The following is a 16,851-nucleotide window of genomic DNA, read 5'->3' on the forward strand; positions in this document are numbered from 1 at the left end:
TCCCCCTATAGATTCATTAAATCTCAGCATCCGCCACCCAGTGACATGCAACCCAAGTAATACTTGAGCCAGTAGGGGGAATCATATTTACAAACTTGGTAGAACTGCTCTTAGCTGCGGGAATCACGCCATTTCCATTACTCGTAGCCATTCTATCAACCGCACCCAAACCGTCATAAATCACAATAGCCGGCTCAATCCGTTTCTCTACCATAAACGGAATGGTCATATTAATTTGCTTATCACCAGAAGTGCCGACATTCAAATGAAACATCTTGCTGAAGATAGCCGGTGCGAAAGCGGAATCGGCTCCATAGTTTTTAGCGGGGAAGTCATTTAGCGGATAGCTTTTCTCAAAATACCGCTGACACAAAGTCAGTTCTTCGCCAAAGCTGCGATACTCAAACGGCGTCGCCACTGGGCTCTCCTCCAACTGCACCTGAGCAATATCGAAAGTGCCGGTTTGCGCGCCGGTAATCGCATTCAAGGCTGGGTAGGCATCGCTGTACGACACCCCAAGAAAAACAGCCAGAGAAGCCTCGTTCCCCGGTTCGCGCCCCTGTAGGCTGGGCGAGGAGAAAGAGAAGACAAAGCGTTGCCAGCGGCTGGTCAGCTCCACTGGAACCGCCTCCAGCGCTCTGATCTTGTCGGATGCGGCTGGCGGTCGTTTCAGCCACTGTTCAACATAGGCCACCATCTTGCGCGGCTGATCCGCCTTGGCCCAGAAGCTCAGCGTCATCCGCTTGCCGGTGAAACGCCGCAGGTTTTCCACCGGCTGGCATACCTGGCAGTACTCGTTGACCTTGCTGGCCGGCGGCTTGCTCAGCGTCAGACGCATGAAGCTCGTCGTCGCCCCCAAGGTTTCGGTCTCGGCGATACTGGCCGCCATTCGCGACAAAGTCGCGCCGCCAAGCGGGCCGCCACCCAAATCCAGAAGCCAACGGTCCACCGAGCCATAACCGCCGACAGTCTGACTGGCGCCGCGCTGCCAGACGTCAAAACCGCCGTTGATCAGCACATTGCGACGATAAGCTTGCGTCGGAAAGCCTTGTAGAGGATGGAAGTCGCGCGGCTTGGCATCCCGCTTCGCCAACTCCTCGGCGATGCGCTGCTCCACTGCGGAGCGCGTGGCCAGCACCACGCTGGGATCCACCAGCAGCGTTACCGCCGCGGTATTGGACACCTCCAGAATCATGCGCACATAGAGCTGCTTATTGGCGCCGGCCGCCAGCAGCGGCTTGTAGCTCTCCGGAAATTTGCCGATGGCGATCAGATCGCCGCGGCTATCGAACAAGCCCACCTCGCGGATGTAAAAGCCGCCCACCGTATCCGGCAGCACCGCTTCCGCCACCACCCAGTTGGGATTATTCGGGTCCACCGCCAAGTGGTTGAGCGCGCCGCGCCAGGTTTCATGCTTGAGCGCGGTCTGGCTCTCGCTGGGCGTGTAATACCCGCCGTTGTCGCCGTCGCCCACCGCCATCTGACTGATCTGCAGCGGCGCGCCGTTGGCTTGCGCCGCCGCCAGCTTGGCCTTGCCGCTGGCGGTGAGAAGCGTGAAAAACTCATTGGCCATCGATTGCTCCTGGGAAGGGTTCTAGGGATCTCATGCTGCGGGATAAAGCGTGACCATCTCGACGCTGGCGTGCGCCAGCGCCGCGTTCAAGCTGGCGCGCTGTTGCAACGATTCGAGCTGGAACGGGTAGACCGTGGCCAATTCGCCGCCCTGGGTGGCCAGCGCCAGCACCGGCACGGCGCTGCGGTTGCTCAATACCAGCGCCAGCAGCTCCAGCACCGAACGGGCGTTCTTGTATTCGTTGATCATCGCCTCCAGCGCCGTCAGCGTGGCGGCGGCTATGCCGCGCGCGGCCAGGTCGATGTGGATCTTGAAGTGATAGGGCTTGCCGGCGTATTCGAACCATTCGCTGATCTGGCCGGACAAGGCCAGCGTGGCCAACACCTGCTGCAAGGACCAGCGCGTGCCCTTGCTGCGATGCAGATGGATGGACTGCTTGATCAGCTCGCGTTGCTGGCGCGCGCCCTGGCTCAGGCGCCAGCCCTCGTCGCCGGCGACATGGAACTGCTCCGCCAGCGCCGGCAGCCAGCCGGCGTCCACCTGGTCCACCAGATAAACCAGCAGCGTGCTCAGATCGGCGTCGCCCAGCCGGGTAGTGAGCTGTGCCAGATGGCCGAAGCGCGGGTCATTGGCCAGGATATTGGGCGCCACCCCGCCCGCCTTCGCCACGGCGCCGCTCATAGCCGCAGCTCGGTTTCACGGATCACGCCGTCGGCCAGCCGCCACTGCACGGTGAGCCTGGCGTCGCCGTTGCCGCCCACGCTGTAGAGCACCCGCGCCACGGTCACCCGCGGCTCGCCGTATAGCGGATGGCTGATCGCCTCCACCGCCTCGCGCACCACGTGCGGCCGGGCGCGGTCCACCGGGTAGTCCAGGTAACGGAACAAATCGCTGCCAAACTCCGGCCGCAGCGGATCGCTGCCCTTGGGCGTGCCCAGGATGATGCGCATGGCCTGATGGATGTCGTCGAGGTTCTCGACGATGTCAGCGGGGGATGCCTGATCGCGGGCCTGCAAGGCCGGCTGCCAGTGCAAGGAGGAGATGTCGGATATTCGGGTCATAGCGACATGATGCCGCATCGCCCGTCGTGGGGCTTTTAAAGCCGGTTAGGGAAACAGTTGAATTACAAGGACAATTTCGCGGACACCGCCGCATGTGGCGCAAGCCTTGCCTCCATGCCTTGACCCTCCGCACCCGGTCGGCAACAATCCTCACGTTGCCGCCCACATGCGGCACACGGGATTGGCGTCCCGTTGCTATGAAATTATGCAAGCAGTACACCCATGGCTCTGCCAACTTGGCAGGCGTGTGGTGGGAGAGTGCTATGCACTCGCCGGTTTCATAGCTCGGTACGCCAATCCTGCCACGCGCCTGCCCAATACCTCAGCCTTCCCCGGCAGGTGGTTTATCTTGTGTCACAGCAGGAGAAACACCATGCATCACGCTCAAACCTTTCCCCCGCGCCGCCGCTACAAACTGAACTCGCTGGCACGCCAAGAAGCCCTGCTCCCCTTTGTCCGCCTTTGCCCCGGCCGCACCTATGCGCATTACTGGCACATGCCCGCGCCCAGCAAGGACTATCCCGCCGATAGCGCCTATGGCCGCGAATGCGCGGCCCACCTATTGCAATGGCTGAAGGACAACCGCGAATACGTTGGCAAGGGCTTGCTCAGTCGCGTCGCGCGCGACATCGACTTTGATGACCGCGACGGACGCGGCCAGTGGATGGGCTTCTTCAACTATCTGGAAATCATGATGCTGTTGGGCGCGGACCGGGTCCGGGTCTACCGCCATGTCGATAGCCAACATCAGCTCTATCTGGCGCTAGGCCAGCGGATCAGTCTGGAGGCGCACTTCCGCCGCATCCGCCTGCGCAATCGCTGACGGGCCAGCGCCGGTATCGCTACGCGCCCCCTCCCTTTTGTCGGGAGGGTGGCGCCGTCAGACACGGCCCACCACCTCACGGTCTTTGCCGCCGATTCAAGCGCCGCAAGCCAAACGCACTTGCTCCAGCAAGGCGTCCGCCCGCGTCCAGTCGCTGTGGCGGCGTGGTCGCGCCGCCGCTTCGTAGGCCTGCATCGCATTATCGATGTAATCCTGCAGCCCGGGCGTGGCCGGGCCGTACTCCGGCGCGCCGCCGGCGGCCTTCAAGGCCAGCAGGCCGGCCAGCTCCGCGCGCAGACCGGCGTCGCCCAGAGTCTGAGCTGCCAGTTCCTCCAGCGCCAACGGCGGCGGGCTGCGCCGCGCCTTCACCCATTGCGCCGCCAACAAGGGCCGCAGCACGTACAGGTATTTTTTCAGCCGCAGTTGTTGCTCCAGCTTGCGGCCGCGGTAATTCTTGCGCGCCACCGCCAGATAATGCCAGTAGGCCGCCTCGCCGGCGAAATGAGCCGCCGTCAGGCCACGCAATAGCTCGCAGGCCGCCGCATGCTGGCGGTAGACCTGCGGCGAGGCCAGCCATTCCAGCAGCGCGGCGTTGCCGCCCAGGGTCAGCCGCAAGGCCTTGCGCAGTTCCCAGCCGCTGATGTCCAGGCCGTCGGCCAACGGCAGCTCGATCACATCGCGCTGGCCGCCAAACTCGTACCATGGCGCCGGGTGCAGATAGACGAAACGCACATCGTAATCGCTGTCCGGCGCCGCATAACCCCAGCTGCGGCTGCCGCCTTCGGCCGCGTAAAGAATGCGCACGCCGTGCTCCGCCTCCACGCGCGCCAGCCGCGCCAGGACCATCCGCCGCGCCGCGTCCGCCTTGCCGTCCGCCTCCTGCGGACGGGTCTGCTCTTGCATCGACATCTCCTTGTCCTTGAGGACGCCTCCCATCGTTTGCAAAATTTCCCTTTACCCTTTTTAAGCTATTTAATACAAATGGCGGATGTCATCGGAGATCAGCGCCGCCGGCGGGCCAGAACCATAATAATCGGCCCGGCAGCCGGCGTCCGCTCCCGATGGCGCCACCGGGGAAGAACATACATGAAGCGATGGGGAAAACCATGATCACCACCATCAAGGGCAAGATTCTGGCCGGTTCCGGCCTGTTGATCCTGATCGGTTTTTGCGTGCTGGCCGGCGTCAATATCTATGCCGGTTATCAGAACGCCGAGCAAGCGGTGCTGGACAATGCCAAGTTGCTGGCGGAAAGCGAGGCCGGCCAGGTGCAGCGGCTGCTGGGCAAGACCTACGATTCGGCCCAGGTGGTGGCGGAATCCGCGGTGGCGGTGAAGAACAATCTTCCGCCCAACGCCCGCGCCTTACTGTCCGACATCGTCAAGGGCCAGTTGCCCAATAATCCGGACGCGGTCGGCTATTGGGCGATCTGGGAGCCCAATGCGCTGGACGGCCGCGACGCGGAGCTGGCCGGCAAGGAGCACAACGACAAGACCGGCCGCAGCGGGGTGTATTGGTATCGCAAGAGCGGCAAGGTCGACGTGGTGTGGGGCGCCGAAGGCGTCGACGACAGCGCCTACTACACCGAGCCGCGCAAGACCGGCAAGCCTATGCTGACCGAACCCTATGTCGATCCCGACATCAAGATCCTGATGGGCACCATTTCCTTTCCGCTGCTGGTCAACGGCAAGGCGCTGGGCGTGGCCGGCTGCGATATCGCGCTGGGCCATCTGCAGGAGCTGGCCGCCAAGGTCCAGCCCTACCAGCGCGGCTTCATGAGCTTGTATTCCAATAGCGGCATGCAATTGGCCGGCCGCGACCCGGCGCTGAACGGCAAGGCCGACGCCACTCTGCCGGCTGCGGCCAAGGCGGCGATCAAGAACGGCCAGCCGGCGGAATACGATAGCGACGACGGCTTCCGTCACTTCATCATGCCCGTCACCGTGGGCGAGGCCGGCATGCCATGGGCGGTGCGCATTTCCATTCCGCTGAGCGAGGCGTTCGCGCCGGTACGCGCCGCCAGTTGGCAATCGGCCTTGATCAGCCTGGGCATCCTGGCCTTGATCCTGCTGCTGCTGGGCGCCACGCTCAGCCGCCTGCTGCGTCCGCTGGGCCGCCTGCAGTCGGCGATGAGCGAGCTGGCCTCGGGCAGCGGTGATCTGACCCGGGCGCTGCCCATCTCAAGCCGCGACGAGATCGGCCTGGCCGCCGGCGCCTTCAACACCTTCACCGGCTCGCTGCGCGCGATGATGCTGGACGTGCGCCGCCACGCCGGCGACGTGCTGGGTTCGGTGCGCCAGCTGTCCGGCGACGTGGATCAGATCCGCGGCAGTTCGGCGCGCCAGTCCGAGGCCGCCAACGCCACCGCCGCCAGCGTGGAACAGTTGTCGGTCAGCGTCAGTCATATCGCGGAATCGGCGCGGGTGGCGGAACAGCGCGCGCGCGAGGCGGACACGCTGTCCAGCCAGGCCTCGGCCAATGTCGACGCCACCGTGCGCGAGATCGGCCGCATTTCGCAGACGGTGCGCGAACTGGCCGAGGTGCTGGGCGGCATGCAGCAGCGCTCTACCCAGATCAGCGGCATCGTGTCGGTGATCCGTGACATCGCCGACCAGACCAATCTCTTGGCCTTGAACGCGGCGATAGAAGCGGCGCGCGCCGGCGAGATGGGCCGCGGCTTCGCGGTGGTGGCGGACGAAGTGCGCAAGCTGGCCGAACGCACCGCCCAGGCCACGCTGGAAATCTCCGGCGTGATCCAGACCATGCAGCAGGACACCAGCAAGGCGGCCGACAGCATGGACGGCGCTTTGCGCCAGGTGGACCAGGGCGTGAAGCTGGCCGAGGACTCCGCGCAGTCCATCCAGCAGATCAGCGGCCATGCGCAGCAGGTGGTGGAATCGGTGGGCGACATCGCCGCTTCCACCTCGGAGCAATCCAGCGCCAGCCAGGAAATCGCCCGCCACATCGAAAACATCCACGGCATGCTGTTGCAAACCGACGAATCCATCAGCCAGGCGCAGCAGGCCACCACCTTGCTGGCGCGCCTGGGCGAGGAGCTGGATACGCTGATCGGCAAGTTCAAGCTGTAAGAGCCTGTTCAAAGTCTCGCGAGCAAGAGCGAGACAAGGCGAAAACCGCTAAGAAAGCGGAATGTACTCGTGGTACATGAGCATTTCGAAGCGGGTTTCAACGCCCTTGTCTAACTATTCCGCCGACGCGCAGCAGATCGTAAACAGGTTCTAAGCTCCGGGCCGGCCTCTCCTCATCGGCGCCGACTCATGCCACAATCCGGCCATCCCCATTGAATCGAGCGCGCCATGTCCCTGCATTTCCACGTGATCCCGGTCACGCCGTTTGCCCAGAACTGTTCCATCCTGTGGTGCGACGCCACCCGCCGCGCCGCGGTGGTGGACGCCGGCGGCGACATCGAACGCATCGCCGATTGGGTGTCCCGCCAGAACCTGACGGTGGAAAAACTGCTGCTGACCCACGGCCATATCGACCACGCCGGCGGCGCCGCGCGGCTGGCGGAGCAACTGGGCGTCAAGATTGAAGGCCCGCAGCGCGCGGAAAGCTTCTGGCTGGACCAGTTGCCGCAACAAGGCCATATGTTCGGCTTTCCGCGTAGCGAGGCGCTGACGCCGGATCGTTGGCTGGAGGAAGGCGACAGCGTCAGCGTGGGCGAGGAAACGCTGAACGTGATTCACTGCCCCGGCCATACCCCGGGCCATGTGGTGTTCCACAGCGCCGGCGCGCGGCTGCTGATCGCCGGCGACGTGCTGTTCCAGGGCTCGATCGGCCGCACCGATTTCCCCATGGGCAATCACCAGCAGCTGATAGACGCGATCCAGCAAAAGCTGTTCCTGCTGCCGGACGACACCACGGTGGTGCCGGGCCACGGCCCCTTGACCACCATAGGCGAGGAAAAACGCAGCAATCCCTACGTCGCCAACCCGCGCTACCGCTGAGCCGCGATGCCGCCCGAATTCGAACGCAAGGTGATCGCGCTATTGCTGGCGCTGCCGCCCGGCCGGGTCACCACCTACGGCGCCTTGGCGGAACAGGCCGGCTATCCGCGCCATTCCCGCCACGTCGGCCGCCTGCTCAGCCATTTGCCGGACGGCGTCAGCGTGCCCTGGTTTCGGGTGCTGGGCGCTGGCGGCCGCATCTCGCGCCCGGGCAGCGAGCAGGCCGACTGGCAGCGTCTGCTGCTGGAAGAAGACGGCGTGGAATTGAGCGCGACCGGCAAGGTGGATTTGCGGCGTTATGGCTGGCCGGACGCGCATTTTTGTAGCAAAAAGTTGTAGTTCCGCAACATTTAATGTTTCACACCAAATATCTACAGCTCAAAATACATCGCATTTACATAAAATGACAAAAATGCGACAGGCCGATTGTAAATACTTTGCAAACGAATATTTCTGAGCTAGTCTGCGCCCGCGCCGACAGGTCTGTCCGCGCGCACTACACGCTACACGCACAATAATCTGGTGAAACAATGAAAACTCGCAATCTGCTGTTGGCCCTGGCTCTGGTGGGCGGCTGTACCGTGGCGCAAGCCGGTGATTACTCCTTCGGCAATGTCAGCTTCAACCAGCTGAACTGGTCGCCGAGCACCCTGGATCGCACGCAAGCCGGCCCGTTCGCCGCCAAGCGCAACTTCCAGTACCTGGAAGCCGAAGGCGGCATCGGCCGTTCCTGGGGCGATGTTTACGGCTTCTTCGACCTGGAGAACTGGAACCGCAACGACAAGGACATCCCGGCGGGCGATCGTCGTTACACCACCAAAGTAGTTGCGCGTTTCAACCTGGCGGAAGTGGGCGGCGTGCCGGTCAAGCTGTACACCCACGTTTACGACACCCGCGGCAACGATTTCTTTGACCAGAACCGCGTGCTGGGCCTGGGCACCGACCTGAGCTTCGGCAAAGTCTGGTTCAAGCCCTTCCTGGGCGTGCATCAGGAACTGAAATCCCAAGGCGTCGGCGCCAATATGAACGGCTATATGGCCGGTTATGTCGCCGGTTTCGACTTCACCGCCTTCGGTCAGCCGTTCTCGGTGACCCAGTGGCACGAAACCGAGTTCGACCGCGCCAAGGAATACACCACCCTGGCCAGCCCGACCGGCACGACTCAGCGCCGCACCGGCCAGAACGGCGCCATCGGCCTGTGGTGGACCCCGATCAAGTCCATGACCGCTGGTCTGCAATACCGCTACGCCGTCAACAAGCTGGGCGTGGCCGGCAACGAGAACGCCGTCATCTACTCGCTGAAATACAACTTCTAAGCCCCCCGGGCCTGGAAACCAAAGCCACCCTTCGCGGTGGCTTTTTTCATATCCGTCATCGTCAGCGGCTGGCTGGATCACAAGGCCGATTGACACCTTACTTACCAGTAAGTATCTTCAACGCCAACACAGGCAAACCAAGTCAATCAAACACTTGCCCGCCGCGCTGGCGCCGCATGCGCGCCGCGACCACAATGAGCTACGCGAGAAACCAACACGAGGACGAAAACATGACGGCATACCCGCACCTGCTGGCCCCGCTGGACCTGGGCTTCACCACGCTGAAGAACCGCGTGCTGATGGGCTCGATGCATACCGGCCTGGAAGAAGCGCCGCAAGGCTTCGAGAAAATGGCGGCCTTTTACGCGGAGCGCGCCCGCGGCGGCGTGGGTCTGATCGTCACCGGCGGCGTGGGCCCCAACCCGGAAGGCTGTGTCGCCGAGGGCGCCTCCATGCTGGCCGACGAGGCCGAGGTGCCGCACCACAAGCTGGTCACCGACGCGGTGCATGCCGCCGGCGGCAAGATCGCCTTGCAAATCCTGCACTCCGGCCGCTACAGCTTCCAGGAAAAATGCGTGTCCGCCTCGCCGCTGATCGCGCCGATCAACTTCTACAAACCGCGCGAGCTGTCCGATGCCGATGTGTGGCAAACCATCGCCGACTTCGCCCGCTGCGCGCGGCTGGCACAGCAGGCCGGCTACGACGGCGTGGAAGTGATGGGCTCGGAAGGTTATCTGATCAATCAATTCATCGCCCGCGCCACCAATAAGCGCGACGACGATTGGGGCGGCAGCTTCGAAAACCGCATCCGCTTCGCCATCGAAACCGTGAAAGCGGTGCGCGCCGCGGTGGGCAGTGACTTCATCATCATTTACCGGCTGTCCATGCTGGACCTGGTGCAGGACGGCAGCTCCTGGGACGAGGTGGCCCATCTGGCCGGCGAGATCGAAAAAGCCGGCGCCACCCTGATCAACACCGGCATAGGCTGGCACGAGGCGCGGGTGCCCACCATCGCCACCATGGTGCCGCGCGGCGGCTTCGCCTGGGTCACCAAGAAGCTGATGGGCAAGGTGAAGATTCCGCTGATCACCACCAACCGCATCAACACTCCGGAAGTGGCCGAGGAGATTCTGGCCGACGGCTGCGCCGACATGGTGTCGATGGCGCGCCCCTTCCTGGCCGATCCAGACTTCGTCAACAAGGCCGCCGCCGGCCGCGGCGACGAGATCAACACCTGTATCGGCTGCAACCAGGCCTGTCTGGACCACATCTTCCAGGGCAAGCTGACCAGCTGCCTGGTCAACCCGCGCGCCTGCCGCGAAACCGAACTGAACTACGGACAAGCCGCCCAGGCCAAGAAGCTGGCCATCGTCGGCGCCGGCCCGGCCGGCCTGGCCTGCGCCACGGTGGCGGCGGAACGCGGCCATCAGGTGACGCTGTTCGACGCCGCGGCGGAAATCGGCGGCCAGTTCAATGTGGCCAAGCGCATCCCCGGCAAGGAAGAGTTCTACGAAACCCTGCGCTATTTCAAGCGCAAGCTGGAACTGAGCGGGGTGGAACTGAAGCTGAACACCCGCGTGGCGGCGGCGGACCTGGCCGGCTTCGACGAAGTGGTGCTGGCCACCGGCATCGCGCCGCGCACCCCGCAGATTCCCGGCGTCGATCATCCCAAGGTGCTCAACTACCTGGACGTGCTCAAGCACGGCAAACCGGTGGGCAAGCGCGTCGCCATCATCGGCGCCGGCGGCATCGGCTTCGACACCGCGGAATTCCTGACCCACGAAGGCAAGTCCAGCTCGCTGGACACCGCCGCCTTCATGCGCGAATGGGGCGTGGACATGACGGTGGAGCATCCGGGCGGCCTCAGTCCGCAAGGCCCGCGGCCGCATCCCAGCCCGCGCGAGGTTTACCTGCTGCAGCGCAAGACCAGCAAAGTGGGCGAAGGCCTGGGCAAGACCACCGGCTGGATCCATCGCGCCAGCCTGCAGATGAAACAGGTGCGCATGCTGTCCGGCGTCAGCTACGACAAGATAGACGACGCCGGCCTGCACATCACGGTGAAGGGCGAAACCCAACTGCTGCCGGTGGACAATGTGATCATCTGCGCCGGCCAGGACCCGCTGCGCGAGCTGCAAGCGCCGTTGCAGGCCGCCGGCAAGCCGGTGCATCTGATCGGCGGCGCCGACGTGGCGGCGGAGCTGGACGCCAAGCGGGCGATAGATCAAGGCTCGCGTCTCGCCGCAGCCCTCTAAGAACCTGTTCATAGTCTGCTGTGCTTCGGCGATACGGCGTTGAAAACCGTTGAGAAAGCGGAATGTACAGGTGGTACATGAGCATTTCGAAGCGGTTTTCGCCCTGTCTCGCTCTTGCTCGCGAGATTTTGAACAGCTTCTAAAAGTCTGCCACTCGCTCACGATCCTGCTTCGCCGGCCAGCCATGCCGTAAAGACATGGCTGGCCCACGGCCGGGAACGCGCCGTGCCACGCGTTCAGGCCGATCTCCAGAGCCACGTCCTCTACCAGCCGCCTTTCCAGGTACGGCGCTTCCTCCGCCTCTCCATCTCCATGCCCGCCCGACGGCCTCGCAAGCCAAGGCGTTGCTTCCATGCCAAAAACACAGTCCTTTAGGACAGATTTACCCTGATAAAACGTTTTAGCTCTTGTTCATTGCACACTTATTTGTCATCGTTGCGCCCATTGCTTTAATTCATATATATGACCATATGACTGACATGCGTCAGGCGGATCTGCGTCTGCCCCTGTACCAGCAAGTCCGCGACGCGCTGGCGCGCGACATCGCCAACCGAGTCTGGAAACCCGGCGAGGCGATTCCCACCGAGGCCGAGCTGGTCGGGCGCTTCCACACCTCCATCGGCACCATCCGCAAGGCGGTGGACCAATTGGTGGCCGACGAGATGGTGGAACGCCGTCAGGGCAAGGGCACCTTCATCAAGCCGGCCAATTTCCAGTCCTCGCTGCTGCGCTTTTTCCGCTTCCACGACGCCGATGGCAAATACCGCATCCCCGAAGCCAGGATTCTGCACCGCGAACAGCTGACGCCGCCGCCCGCCATCGCCGACAGCCTGCAGTTGCCGTCCGGCGGCCAGGCCATCCACCTGACCCGGCTGCGCTACCTGGACCGCGAACCGCTGCTGGCGGAATCGATCTGGCTACCGGCGACGCGCTTCCAGGCGCTGCTGGCCATTCCGCTGCCCAGCTTCGGCGACCTGCTCTATCCGCTGTACGAGGATTGCTGTCACCAAGTGGTGGCCTCGGCGCGTGAATCGTTGACCGCCGAAGCCATCGCCGCGCCGTACGCCGAACTGCTGCAACTGACGCCCGGCACCCCGGCCATCGTGCTGGAACGCCTGGCCAAGGCCTATGACGGCAGCCCGCTGGAATGGCGCAGCGTGCGCGGCCGCGCCGACAAATTCCGTTACCAGGCGGACATCCGCTGATTCCACGCCGCGCGCGCCATGGCAGTGGCGCGCGCCGCGCATCGACAACAAGCAAAAACCATAAAGGGCAGCACCATGTTGCATTGGTATAAGCAGGTATCGCAGGGCGAGCGCAAGACCTTCTGGGGCTGTTTCGGCGGCTGGGCGCTGGACGCGCTGGACGTGCAGATGTTCAGCCTGGCGATCCCTGCGCTGATCGCCGCCTTCAGCCTGAGCAAGGCCGAGGCCGGCCTGATAGGCAGCGTCACCCTGGTTGCCTCGGCGCTGGGCGGCTGGATCATGGGCGCGGTGTCGGACCGCATCGGCCGGGTGCTGGCGCTGCAGATCACCATCATCTGGTTCTCGCTGTTCACCCTGCTGTCCGGTTTCGCCCAGAGCTATGAGCAATTGCTGGTGCTCAAGGCCTTGCAGGGCTTCGGCTTCGGCGGCGAATGGGCGGCCGGCGCGGTGCTGATGGCGGAAATCATCCGGCCGGAACACCGCGGCAAGGCGATGGCCTCGGTGCAAAGCGCCTGGGCGGTGGGCTGGGGCGCGTCGGTGCTGCTGTATTCGGCGATCTTCCTGCTGTTTCCGGCGGAAATCGCCTGGCGCGTGATGTTCGCCATCGGCATCCTGCCGGCCTTCTTCATCATCTATATCCGCCGCCACATCCCCGAGCCGCCGCGCCGCGAGCGCCAGGCGGCGCCCGCGGTGCCGCTGCTGGACATCTTCAAGCCCAGCGTGCTGCGCATGACCTTGATCGGCTCCCTGATCGGCGTCGGCGCGCACGGCGGCTACGCCGCGCTGATGACCTGGCTGCCGATGTTCCTCAAGACCGAGCGCCACCTGTCCATCCTCGGCACCAGCGGCTACCTGGCGGTGATCATCGTCGCCTTCTGGTGCGGCTGCATGGCCAGTGCCTATCTGCTCGACCGCATCGGCCGCCGCCTCAACCTGCTGTTGTTCTCGATCTGCTGCGTAGCCACGGTGCTGATCTATGTGTTCGCGCCGCTGAGCAATCAACTGATGCTGGTCCTGGGCTTCCCGCTGGGTTTTTTCTCCGCCGGCATTCCGTCCAGCCTGGGCGCGCTGTTCAATGAACTCTACCCCAGCGGCATGCGCGGCGCGGGCGTGGGCTTCTGCTACAACTTCGGTCGCATCCTGTCCGCCGGCTTCCCGCTGCTGGTCGGCTATCTGAGCGACGGCTGGACGCTGGGCGCCTCCATCGGCGTCAGCGCGGCGCTGGCCTACTCCATCGTGGCGCTGGCGGTGTTCTGCCTGCCGGAAACCAAGGGCAAACCGCTGCAAGACGAGCCCGTCGATTCGCGCGAGCCGCGCGCCCGCGACGCCCAAGCGTCGGCCTGAGCCGAGCGTCGCGCACTTTCACCGTCATTGTGAGACATCTATGCCACTAAACGACATCGCCAACCGCATCAGCGACGAAGAGTTCGCGCTGGACACCATAGAAGGCGAACGGGTCATCATCACCTCGCCCATCATCCTGGGCACGCAGGGCAGCGAATGGGAAGGCTCGCCGATTTTCCGGCGCGACTATCTGCTGGCCCTGCTCACCCACAGCATCAAGCACCAGGTGCTGGACGCCGCCGACATCGACGCGGCGCTGGATCGCGGCGCGACCGCCTGTCAGGCCTGCGGCTGATGCCCGGCCGATGATAGACGGGCACGCCCACATCTTCCTGCGCCGGCTGGTCGGCACCGCCCCGCTGCGCTACAAGCCCTACCGCGACGCCACGCTGCCGGCCTATCTGTCGCAACTGGACCAATTCGGCATTCGTGGCGGCGTGCTGGTGCAGCCCAGCTTCCTGGGCTGTGACAACGGCTATCTGCTGCAAGGCCTGCGCCGCGGCGCCGGCCGCCTGCGCGGCATCGCGGTGATCGCGCCGGACTGTCCGCTGGCGACGATGCGCGACATGGACGCCGCCGGCGTGGTCGGCCTGCGGCTGAATCTGTTCGGCCGACCGTTGCCGGACCTGAGGTCGCGCGCGTGGCGCCGCTGCCTGGCGCGCGCCACCAGGCTGGGCTGGCAGGTGGAAGTGCACCGTCCGGCGCAGGATTGGCCCTTGCTGCTGCCGCCGCTGCTGGACGCCGGAGTCAAGGTGGTCATCGACCACTTCGGCCGCCCCCACCCGGCGCTGGGCGTCGACGACCCCGGCTTCCGCTACTTGCTGGACGCCGGCGCCGCCAGCGGCCGCATCTGGGTCAAGATCTCCGCCGCCTACCGCAACGGCCTGGCCGGCCGCGGCGAGGACATCGCCCGCGCCGCGCTGCCGCTGCTCGACGGCGCGCTGGGCCCGGAGCGCATGCTGTGGGGCAGCGATTGGCCGCACACCCAATTCGGCTCCATCCGCTACGCTCGCACGCTGGAACTATTGGAGCAGTGGCTGCCGGACGCCGGGCGCCGCCGGCAAATCACCCACGACACCCCGGCCGAACTGTTCCGTTTCGACGCGCCGGCCGCTACAGAAAATGGCGGTCGTCCGCCAGATGGCTGGCCGGACAGCTGAACATCAACACCAGCGGCGCGGCGCCGGTATTGCTGAGCTGGTGCTGGGTGTTGGCCGGCACCACGAAGGAACACTGCTCCGCCACCGCGTGCTCGCGCGCCGCGCCGGTGGCCACATCCACCAGTCTCATCTCACCGCTGCCGCTGACGATGTGGTAGTGCTCGTCGCCATGACAATGGTAATGACCGTTGATCGCCACGCCGGGCGCGATTTCGGTCAAATAAGTGCTAAAACCGGCGTCGCCGGCCAATTTAACAATCTTGATGCCGACACTGCCGTCGTATATACCTTGGTCCAGCTCCGATTTCCAATCAATTACGTTCATTACATTCCTAAATTAAACAGTACTATCGAGCGAAAAAATTCGCGCGCCAAATAAACAAAAAGATGCGAAGCCTATAGCCTATCGGCTAAGTCGCCAATCCCTCGCCCATTTTGCCGGCTCCATCCTTTAGTACAGTTAATCAATTCCAAACAGCCCTTCGCATTGACATTATCGGAACAAAAAACCTATAAGTGCCCAGCACCGACATGACAAACCACTACCCTCTGGCGGCACCTATGGACTACCAACTCGTATCCCCCGAACATTTCTCCGAGGAGCAAAGCGAATTTGTGTCGAAGTTCCGCGAGTCCATCTTCCAGCTCTCCGGTCAAACCGACATGATAGTCGGCGCCAAGGACGTCAACTCGCGCCATCTGGTGGCCAGCGACGCCTACGCCAGGATCGTGGCGCTCGCGCGCGGCGCCGATGTCATCGACCGCCTGGACAAGGAAATGCCCTGCGAAGGCACCGCCCAGTTCGCCGATTGCTATGTGCAGGAAGACCTGGCGCTGATGCGCGGCGGCGACCCCAACGCCAAGGCATCCATCCTCAACGTGCATGAATACGGCGACGGTCTCAAGGCACGGGTGTTTTCCAAGCATCTGCTCCGGCACGAACCTACGCGCGCCATCCTCGGCACCGTCTATTACGCCCATGAAATCGAAGTCGCCAACTTCATCAGCCTGATGCCCAATTACATTCTGGAGTTCGGCTCCGGCTGCAGCATTGAACAGGTGCACGGCAAATTCAAACTGCAAGACGTGGAACTGACCGAATACGAACAGGAAGTGAGTTTCCTGCTGCTATTGAATTGGGATTTCAAGCAAATCGCCGATTTCATGAATAAATACCGGCCCAAGCCCAAAACCCGGGTGGCGGACTCCATCATCAAGAGCAAGAACTATATCTGTGAAAAGTTGGGCCTGCCGTCGCAACGCCGCGCCGAGCTCTGCGACGCGCTGATCGCCGCCGGCATGCATCGCAAAATGCCGGCCTCGCTGTTCAGCCGCCTGATCGGTTCCAAGCAGCTATGACGCCTTCCCGGCGATTCTCCATTTTCCTGGAGTTACTCAAAAAGCATAAAAAGACTATGCTCTGAGCCTGAAGCGGTAGGCTGCGCGGGCAACGCCCGCGCGGGACAGCCTGCCGCGCGGACGGACTGCCATCCCCCGCCGACATGCCGCCATGCACGCGCGGCGCCCGACAGCGACTAAGAGCCGCTAACAACACCTCGCTGAGAACCTGAGCCAAGGCGCGCCGACGCAGGCAGTACCCGTAGCACGACAAGGAGGCGCAACGCAGGATCAGGGGTTTTGTTAGCGGGTCTAAATCAAAACTTCAGCTGCACCCAACACCGACGCCGACAACAGATTGGCGCGGTCAGAAAACGCGACGAGGTATCAGGCCTCCGCGCAGCGGCCAACGGCGCCAAGCCGGCGTCCGCGGCAAGCGCGGGGCCATTTCAAGATCAACGCGGGCCAAAGAGAAACCACGATGCGACAGGAGTCAGCAATGAGCATACGCGCCTTGAATTATGGCAAGCCTTCCGCCAGATCCTTATCCGGCATCGCCAGAAACGTGGAAGCGTTCGCGCTGGACACGATAGACGGCGAGCGCGTGATCATCACCCTGCCCGCCATCCAGGGCGAACAGGGCAGTGAATGGGAAGGGTCCTTGATTTTCCGCCACGACTATCTGCTGGAGCTGCTGGCCTACAGCGTGGAACACGGCATCATCAAGCCAGGGGAAGTGAGCAGGGCCTTGATAGCCGGCAGTTCGCGCCCAGCGCCAGGCTGAGCCTTCCCTCCGCCAACCGCCGCGCCC

General features: G+C 63.6%; 17 protein-coding genes. 12 read left to right on the forward strand and 5 right to left on the reverse strand.

Annotated elements, in window-relative coordinates:
* Positions 1-16: 16 nt before the first annotated feature.
* From ACE3QM_RS01850 to ACE3QM_RS01860, 3 genes are read right to left on the reverse strand one after another with little or no spacing between them, the layout of a single operon-like run.
* Entirely contained in the window at positions 17-1,573 is a 1,557-nt protein-coding gene (locus tag ACE3QM_RS01850) for a phage tail protein (RefSeq protein ID WP_374419788.1), read from the reverse strand.
* Positions 1,574-1,603: 30 nt separating this feature from the next.
* The gene (locus ACE3QM_RS01855) at positions 1,604-2,242 is read right to left on the reverse strand and encodes a phage tail protein I (RefSeq protein ID WP_374419790.1); all 639 of its coding nucleotides are present in this window, start codon (positions 2,240-2,242) and stop codon (positions 1,604-1,606) included.
* Positions 2,243-2,250: 8 nt separating this feature from the next.
* Entirely contained in the window at positions 2,251-2,634 is a 384-nt protein-coding gene (locus ACE3QM_RS01860; RefSeq protein WP_231460743.1) for a GPW/gp25 family protein, read from the reverse strand.
* A gap of 373 nt (positions 2,635-3,007) precedes the next feature.
* Between ACE3QM_RS01860 and ACE3QM_RS01865 the strand changes: the two genes are divergently transcribed.
* Entirely contained in the window at positions 3,008-3,457 is a 450-nt protein-coding gene (locus tag ACE3QM_RS01865) for a hypothetical protein (protein ID WP_231460742.1), read from the forward strand.
* A gap of 96 nt (positions 3,458-3,553) precedes the next feature.
* On the opposite strand, the gene ACE3QM_RS01870 is transcribed toward ACE3QM_RS01865, so the two are convergent.
* Positions 3,554-4,360, reverse strand: coding sequence for a nucleotidyltransferase domain-containing protein (locus ACE3QM_RS01870; protein ID WP_374419793.1), 807 nt, complete (start codon positions 4,358-4,360; stop codon positions 3,554-3,556).
* Between the two features lie 203 nt (positions 4,361-4,563).
* Here ACE3QM_RS01870 and ACE3QM_RS01875 point away from each other — a divergent pair, with 203 nt between their 5' ends.
* The 9 genes from ACE3QM_RS01875 (at position 4,564) to ACE3QM_RS01915 (ending at position 14,702) form a co-directional block, all read left to right on the forward strand.
* On the forward strand, positions 4,564-6,546 hold the full coding sequence (locus ACE3QM_RS01875; RefSeq protein WP_374419795.1) for a methyl-accepting chemotaxis protein: 1,983 nt from the start codon (positions 4,564-4,566) through the stop codon (positions 6,544-6,546).
* 228 nt (positions 6,547-6,774) lie between these two features.
* Positions 6,775-7,425: an MBL fold metallo-hydrolase gene (locus ACE3QM_RS01880; protein ID WP_374419797.1), complete on the forward strand. Its 651-nt coding sequence runs from the start codon at positions 6,775-6,777 to the stop codon at positions 7,423-7,425.
* A 6-nt stretch (positions 7,426-7,431) separates the two neighbouring features.
* Complete coding sequence (locus tag ACE3QM_RS01885) at positions 7,432-7,764, forward strand: MGMT family protein (RefSeq protein WP_374419798.1); 333 nt, start codon at positions 7,432-7,434, stop codon at positions 7,762-7,764.
* A gap of 191 nt (positions 7,765-7,955) precedes the next feature.
* Positions 7,956-8,741: an outer membrane protein OmpK gene (locus ACE3QM_RS01890; RefSeq protein ID WP_374419800.1), complete on the forward strand. Its 786-nt coding sequence runs from the start codon at positions 7,956-7,958 to the stop codon at positions 8,739-8,741.
* A 230-nt stretch (positions 8,742-8,971) separates the two neighbouring features.
* On the forward strand, positions 8,972-10,993 hold the full coding sequence (locus ACE3QM_RS01895; protein WP_048409026.1) for an NADPH-dependent 2,4-dienoyl-CoA reductase: 2,022 nt from the start codon (positions 8,972-8,974) through the stop codon (positions 10,991-10,993).
* 470 nt (positions 10,994-11,463) lie between these two features.
* Positions 11,464-12,198, forward strand: coding sequence for a GntR family transcriptional regulator (locus tag ACE3QM_RS01900; RefSeq protein WP_197081406.1), 735 nt, complete (start codon positions 11,464-11,466; stop codon positions 12,196-12,198).
* A gap of 75 nt (positions 12,199-12,273) precedes the next feature.
* Positions 12,274-13,542, forward strand: coding sequence for an MFS transporter (locus ACE3QM_RS01905; protein ID WP_048408996.1), 1,269 nt, complete (start codon positions 12,274-12,276; stop codon positions 13,540-13,542).
* Between the two features lie 40 nt (positions 13,543-13,582).
* The gene (locus ACE3QM_RS01910; protein WP_048408997.1) at positions 13,583-13,837 is read left to right on the forward strand and encodes a hypothetical protein; all 255 of its coding nucleotides are present in this window, start codon (positions 13,583-13,585) and stop codon (positions 13,835-13,837) included.
* 10 nt (positions 13,838-13,847) lie between these two features.
* Complete coding sequence (locus tag ACE3QM_RS01915; RefSeq protein ID WP_374419804.1) at positions 13,848-14,702, forward strand: amidohydrolase; 855 nt, start codon at positions 13,848-13,850, stop codon at positions 14,700-14,702.
* Here ACE3QM_RS01915 and ACE3QM_RS01920 read toward each other — a convergent pair.
* Positions 14,656-15,027, reverse strand: a complete 372-nt coding sequence (locus ACE3QM_RS01920) for a cupin domain-containing protein (protein ID WP_231460738.1) — start codon at positions 15,025-15,027, stop codon at positions 14,656-14,658. The two genes, ACE3QM_RS01915 and ACE3QM_RS01920, sit on opposite strands and share 47 nt — an antisense overlap.
* Positions 15,028-15,263: 236 nt before the next feature.
* Here ACE3QM_RS01920 and ACE3QM_RS01925 point away from each other — a divergent pair, with 236 nt between their 5' ends.
* Complete coding sequence (locus ACE3QM_RS01925) at positions 15,264-16,061, forward strand: hypothetical protein (RefSeq protein WP_374419806.1); 798 nt, start codon at positions 15,264-15,266, stop codon at positions 16,059-16,061.
* Between the two features lie 478 nt (positions 16,062-16,539).
* Positions 16,540-16,824: a hypothetical protein gene (locus ACE3QM_RS01930; protein WP_048409001.1), complete on the forward strand. Its 285-nt coding sequence runs from the start codon at positions 16,540-16,542 to the stop codon at positions 16,822-16,824.
* Positions 16,825-16,851: the final 27 nt, after the last annotated feature.

The sequence above is a fragment of the Chromobacterium sp. genome (assembly GCF_041912965.1).
Taxonomy (GTDB): domain Bacteria; phylum Pseudomonadota; class Gammaproteobacteria; order Burkholderiales; family Chromobacteriaceae; genus Chromobacterium; species Chromobacterium aquaticum.

What these genes read in the sequence shown, in the direction of transcription:
- ACE3QM_RS01850 (WP_374419788.1), bottom strand. Translation starts at nt 1,573, where the DNA reads ATGGCCAATGAGTTTTTCACGCTTCTCACCGCCAGCGGCAAGGCCAAG.
- ACE3QM_RS01860 (WP_231460743.1), bottom strand. Translation starts at nt 2,634, where the DNA reads ATGACCCGAATATCCGACATCTCCTCCTTGCACTGGCAGCCGGCCTTG.
- ACE3QM_RS01865 (WP_231460742.1), top strand. Translation starts at nt 3,008, where the DNA reads ATGCATCACGCTCAAACCTTTCCCCCGCGCCGCCGCTACAAACTGAAC.
- ACE3QM_RS01870 (WP_374419793.1), bottom strand. Translation starts at nt 4,360, where the DNA reads ATGCAAGAGCAGACCCGTCCGCAGGAGGCGGACGGCAAGGCGGACGCG.
- ACE3QM_RS01875 (WP_374419795.1), top strand. Translation starts at nt 4,564, where the DNA reads ATGATCACCACCATCAAGGGCAAGATTCTGGCCGGTTCCGGCCTGTTG.
- ACE3QM_RS01880 (WP_374419797.1), top strand. Translation starts at nt 6,775, where the DNA reads ATGTCCCTGCATTTCCACGTGATCCCGGTCACGCCGTTTGCCCAGAAC.
- ACE3QM_RS01885 (WP_374419798.1), top strand. Translation starts at nt 7,432, where the DNA reads ATGCCGCCCGAATTCGAACGCAAGGTGATCGCGCTATTGCTGGCGCTG.
- ACE3QM_RS01890 (WP_374419800.1), top strand. Translation starts at nt 7,956, where the DNA reads ATGAAAACTCGCAATCTGCTGTTGGCCCTGGCTCTGGTGGGCGGCTGT.
- ACE3QM_RS01895 (WP_048409026.1), top strand. Translation starts at nt 8,972, where the DNA reads ATGACGGCATACCCGCACCTGCTGGCCCCGCTGGACCTGGGCTTCACC.
- ACE3QM_RS01900 (WP_197081406.1), top strand. Translation starts at nt 11,464, where the DNA reads ATGACTGACATGCGTCAGGCGGATCTGCGTCTGCCCCTGTACCAGCAA.
- ACE3QM_RS01905 (WP_048408996.1), top strand. Translation starts at nt 12,274, where the DNA reads ATGTTGCATTGGTATAAGCAGGTATCGCAGGGCGAGCGCAAGACCTTC.
- ACE3QM_RS01910 (WP_048408997.1), top strand. Translation starts at nt 13,583, where the DNA reads ATGCCACTAAACGACATCGCCAACCGCATCAGCGACGAAGAGTTCGCG.
- ACE3QM_RS01915 (WP_374419804.1), top strand. Translation starts at nt 13,848, where the DNA reads ATGATAGACGGGCACGCCCACATCTTCCTGCGCCGGCTGGTCGGCACC.
- ACE3QM_RS01920 (WP_231460738.1), bottom strand. Translation starts at nt 15,027, where the DNA reads ATGAACGTAATTGATTGGAAATCGGAGCTGGACCAAGGTATATACGAC.
- ACE3QM_RS01925 (WP_374419806.1), top strand. Translation starts at nt 15,264, where the DNA reads ATGGACTACCAACTCGTATCCCCCGAACATTTCTCCGAGGAGCAAAGC.
- ACE3QM_RS01930 (WP_048409001.1), top strand. Translation starts at nt 16,540, where the DNA reads ATGAGCATACGCGCCTTGAATTATGGCAAGCCTTCCGCCAGATCCTTA.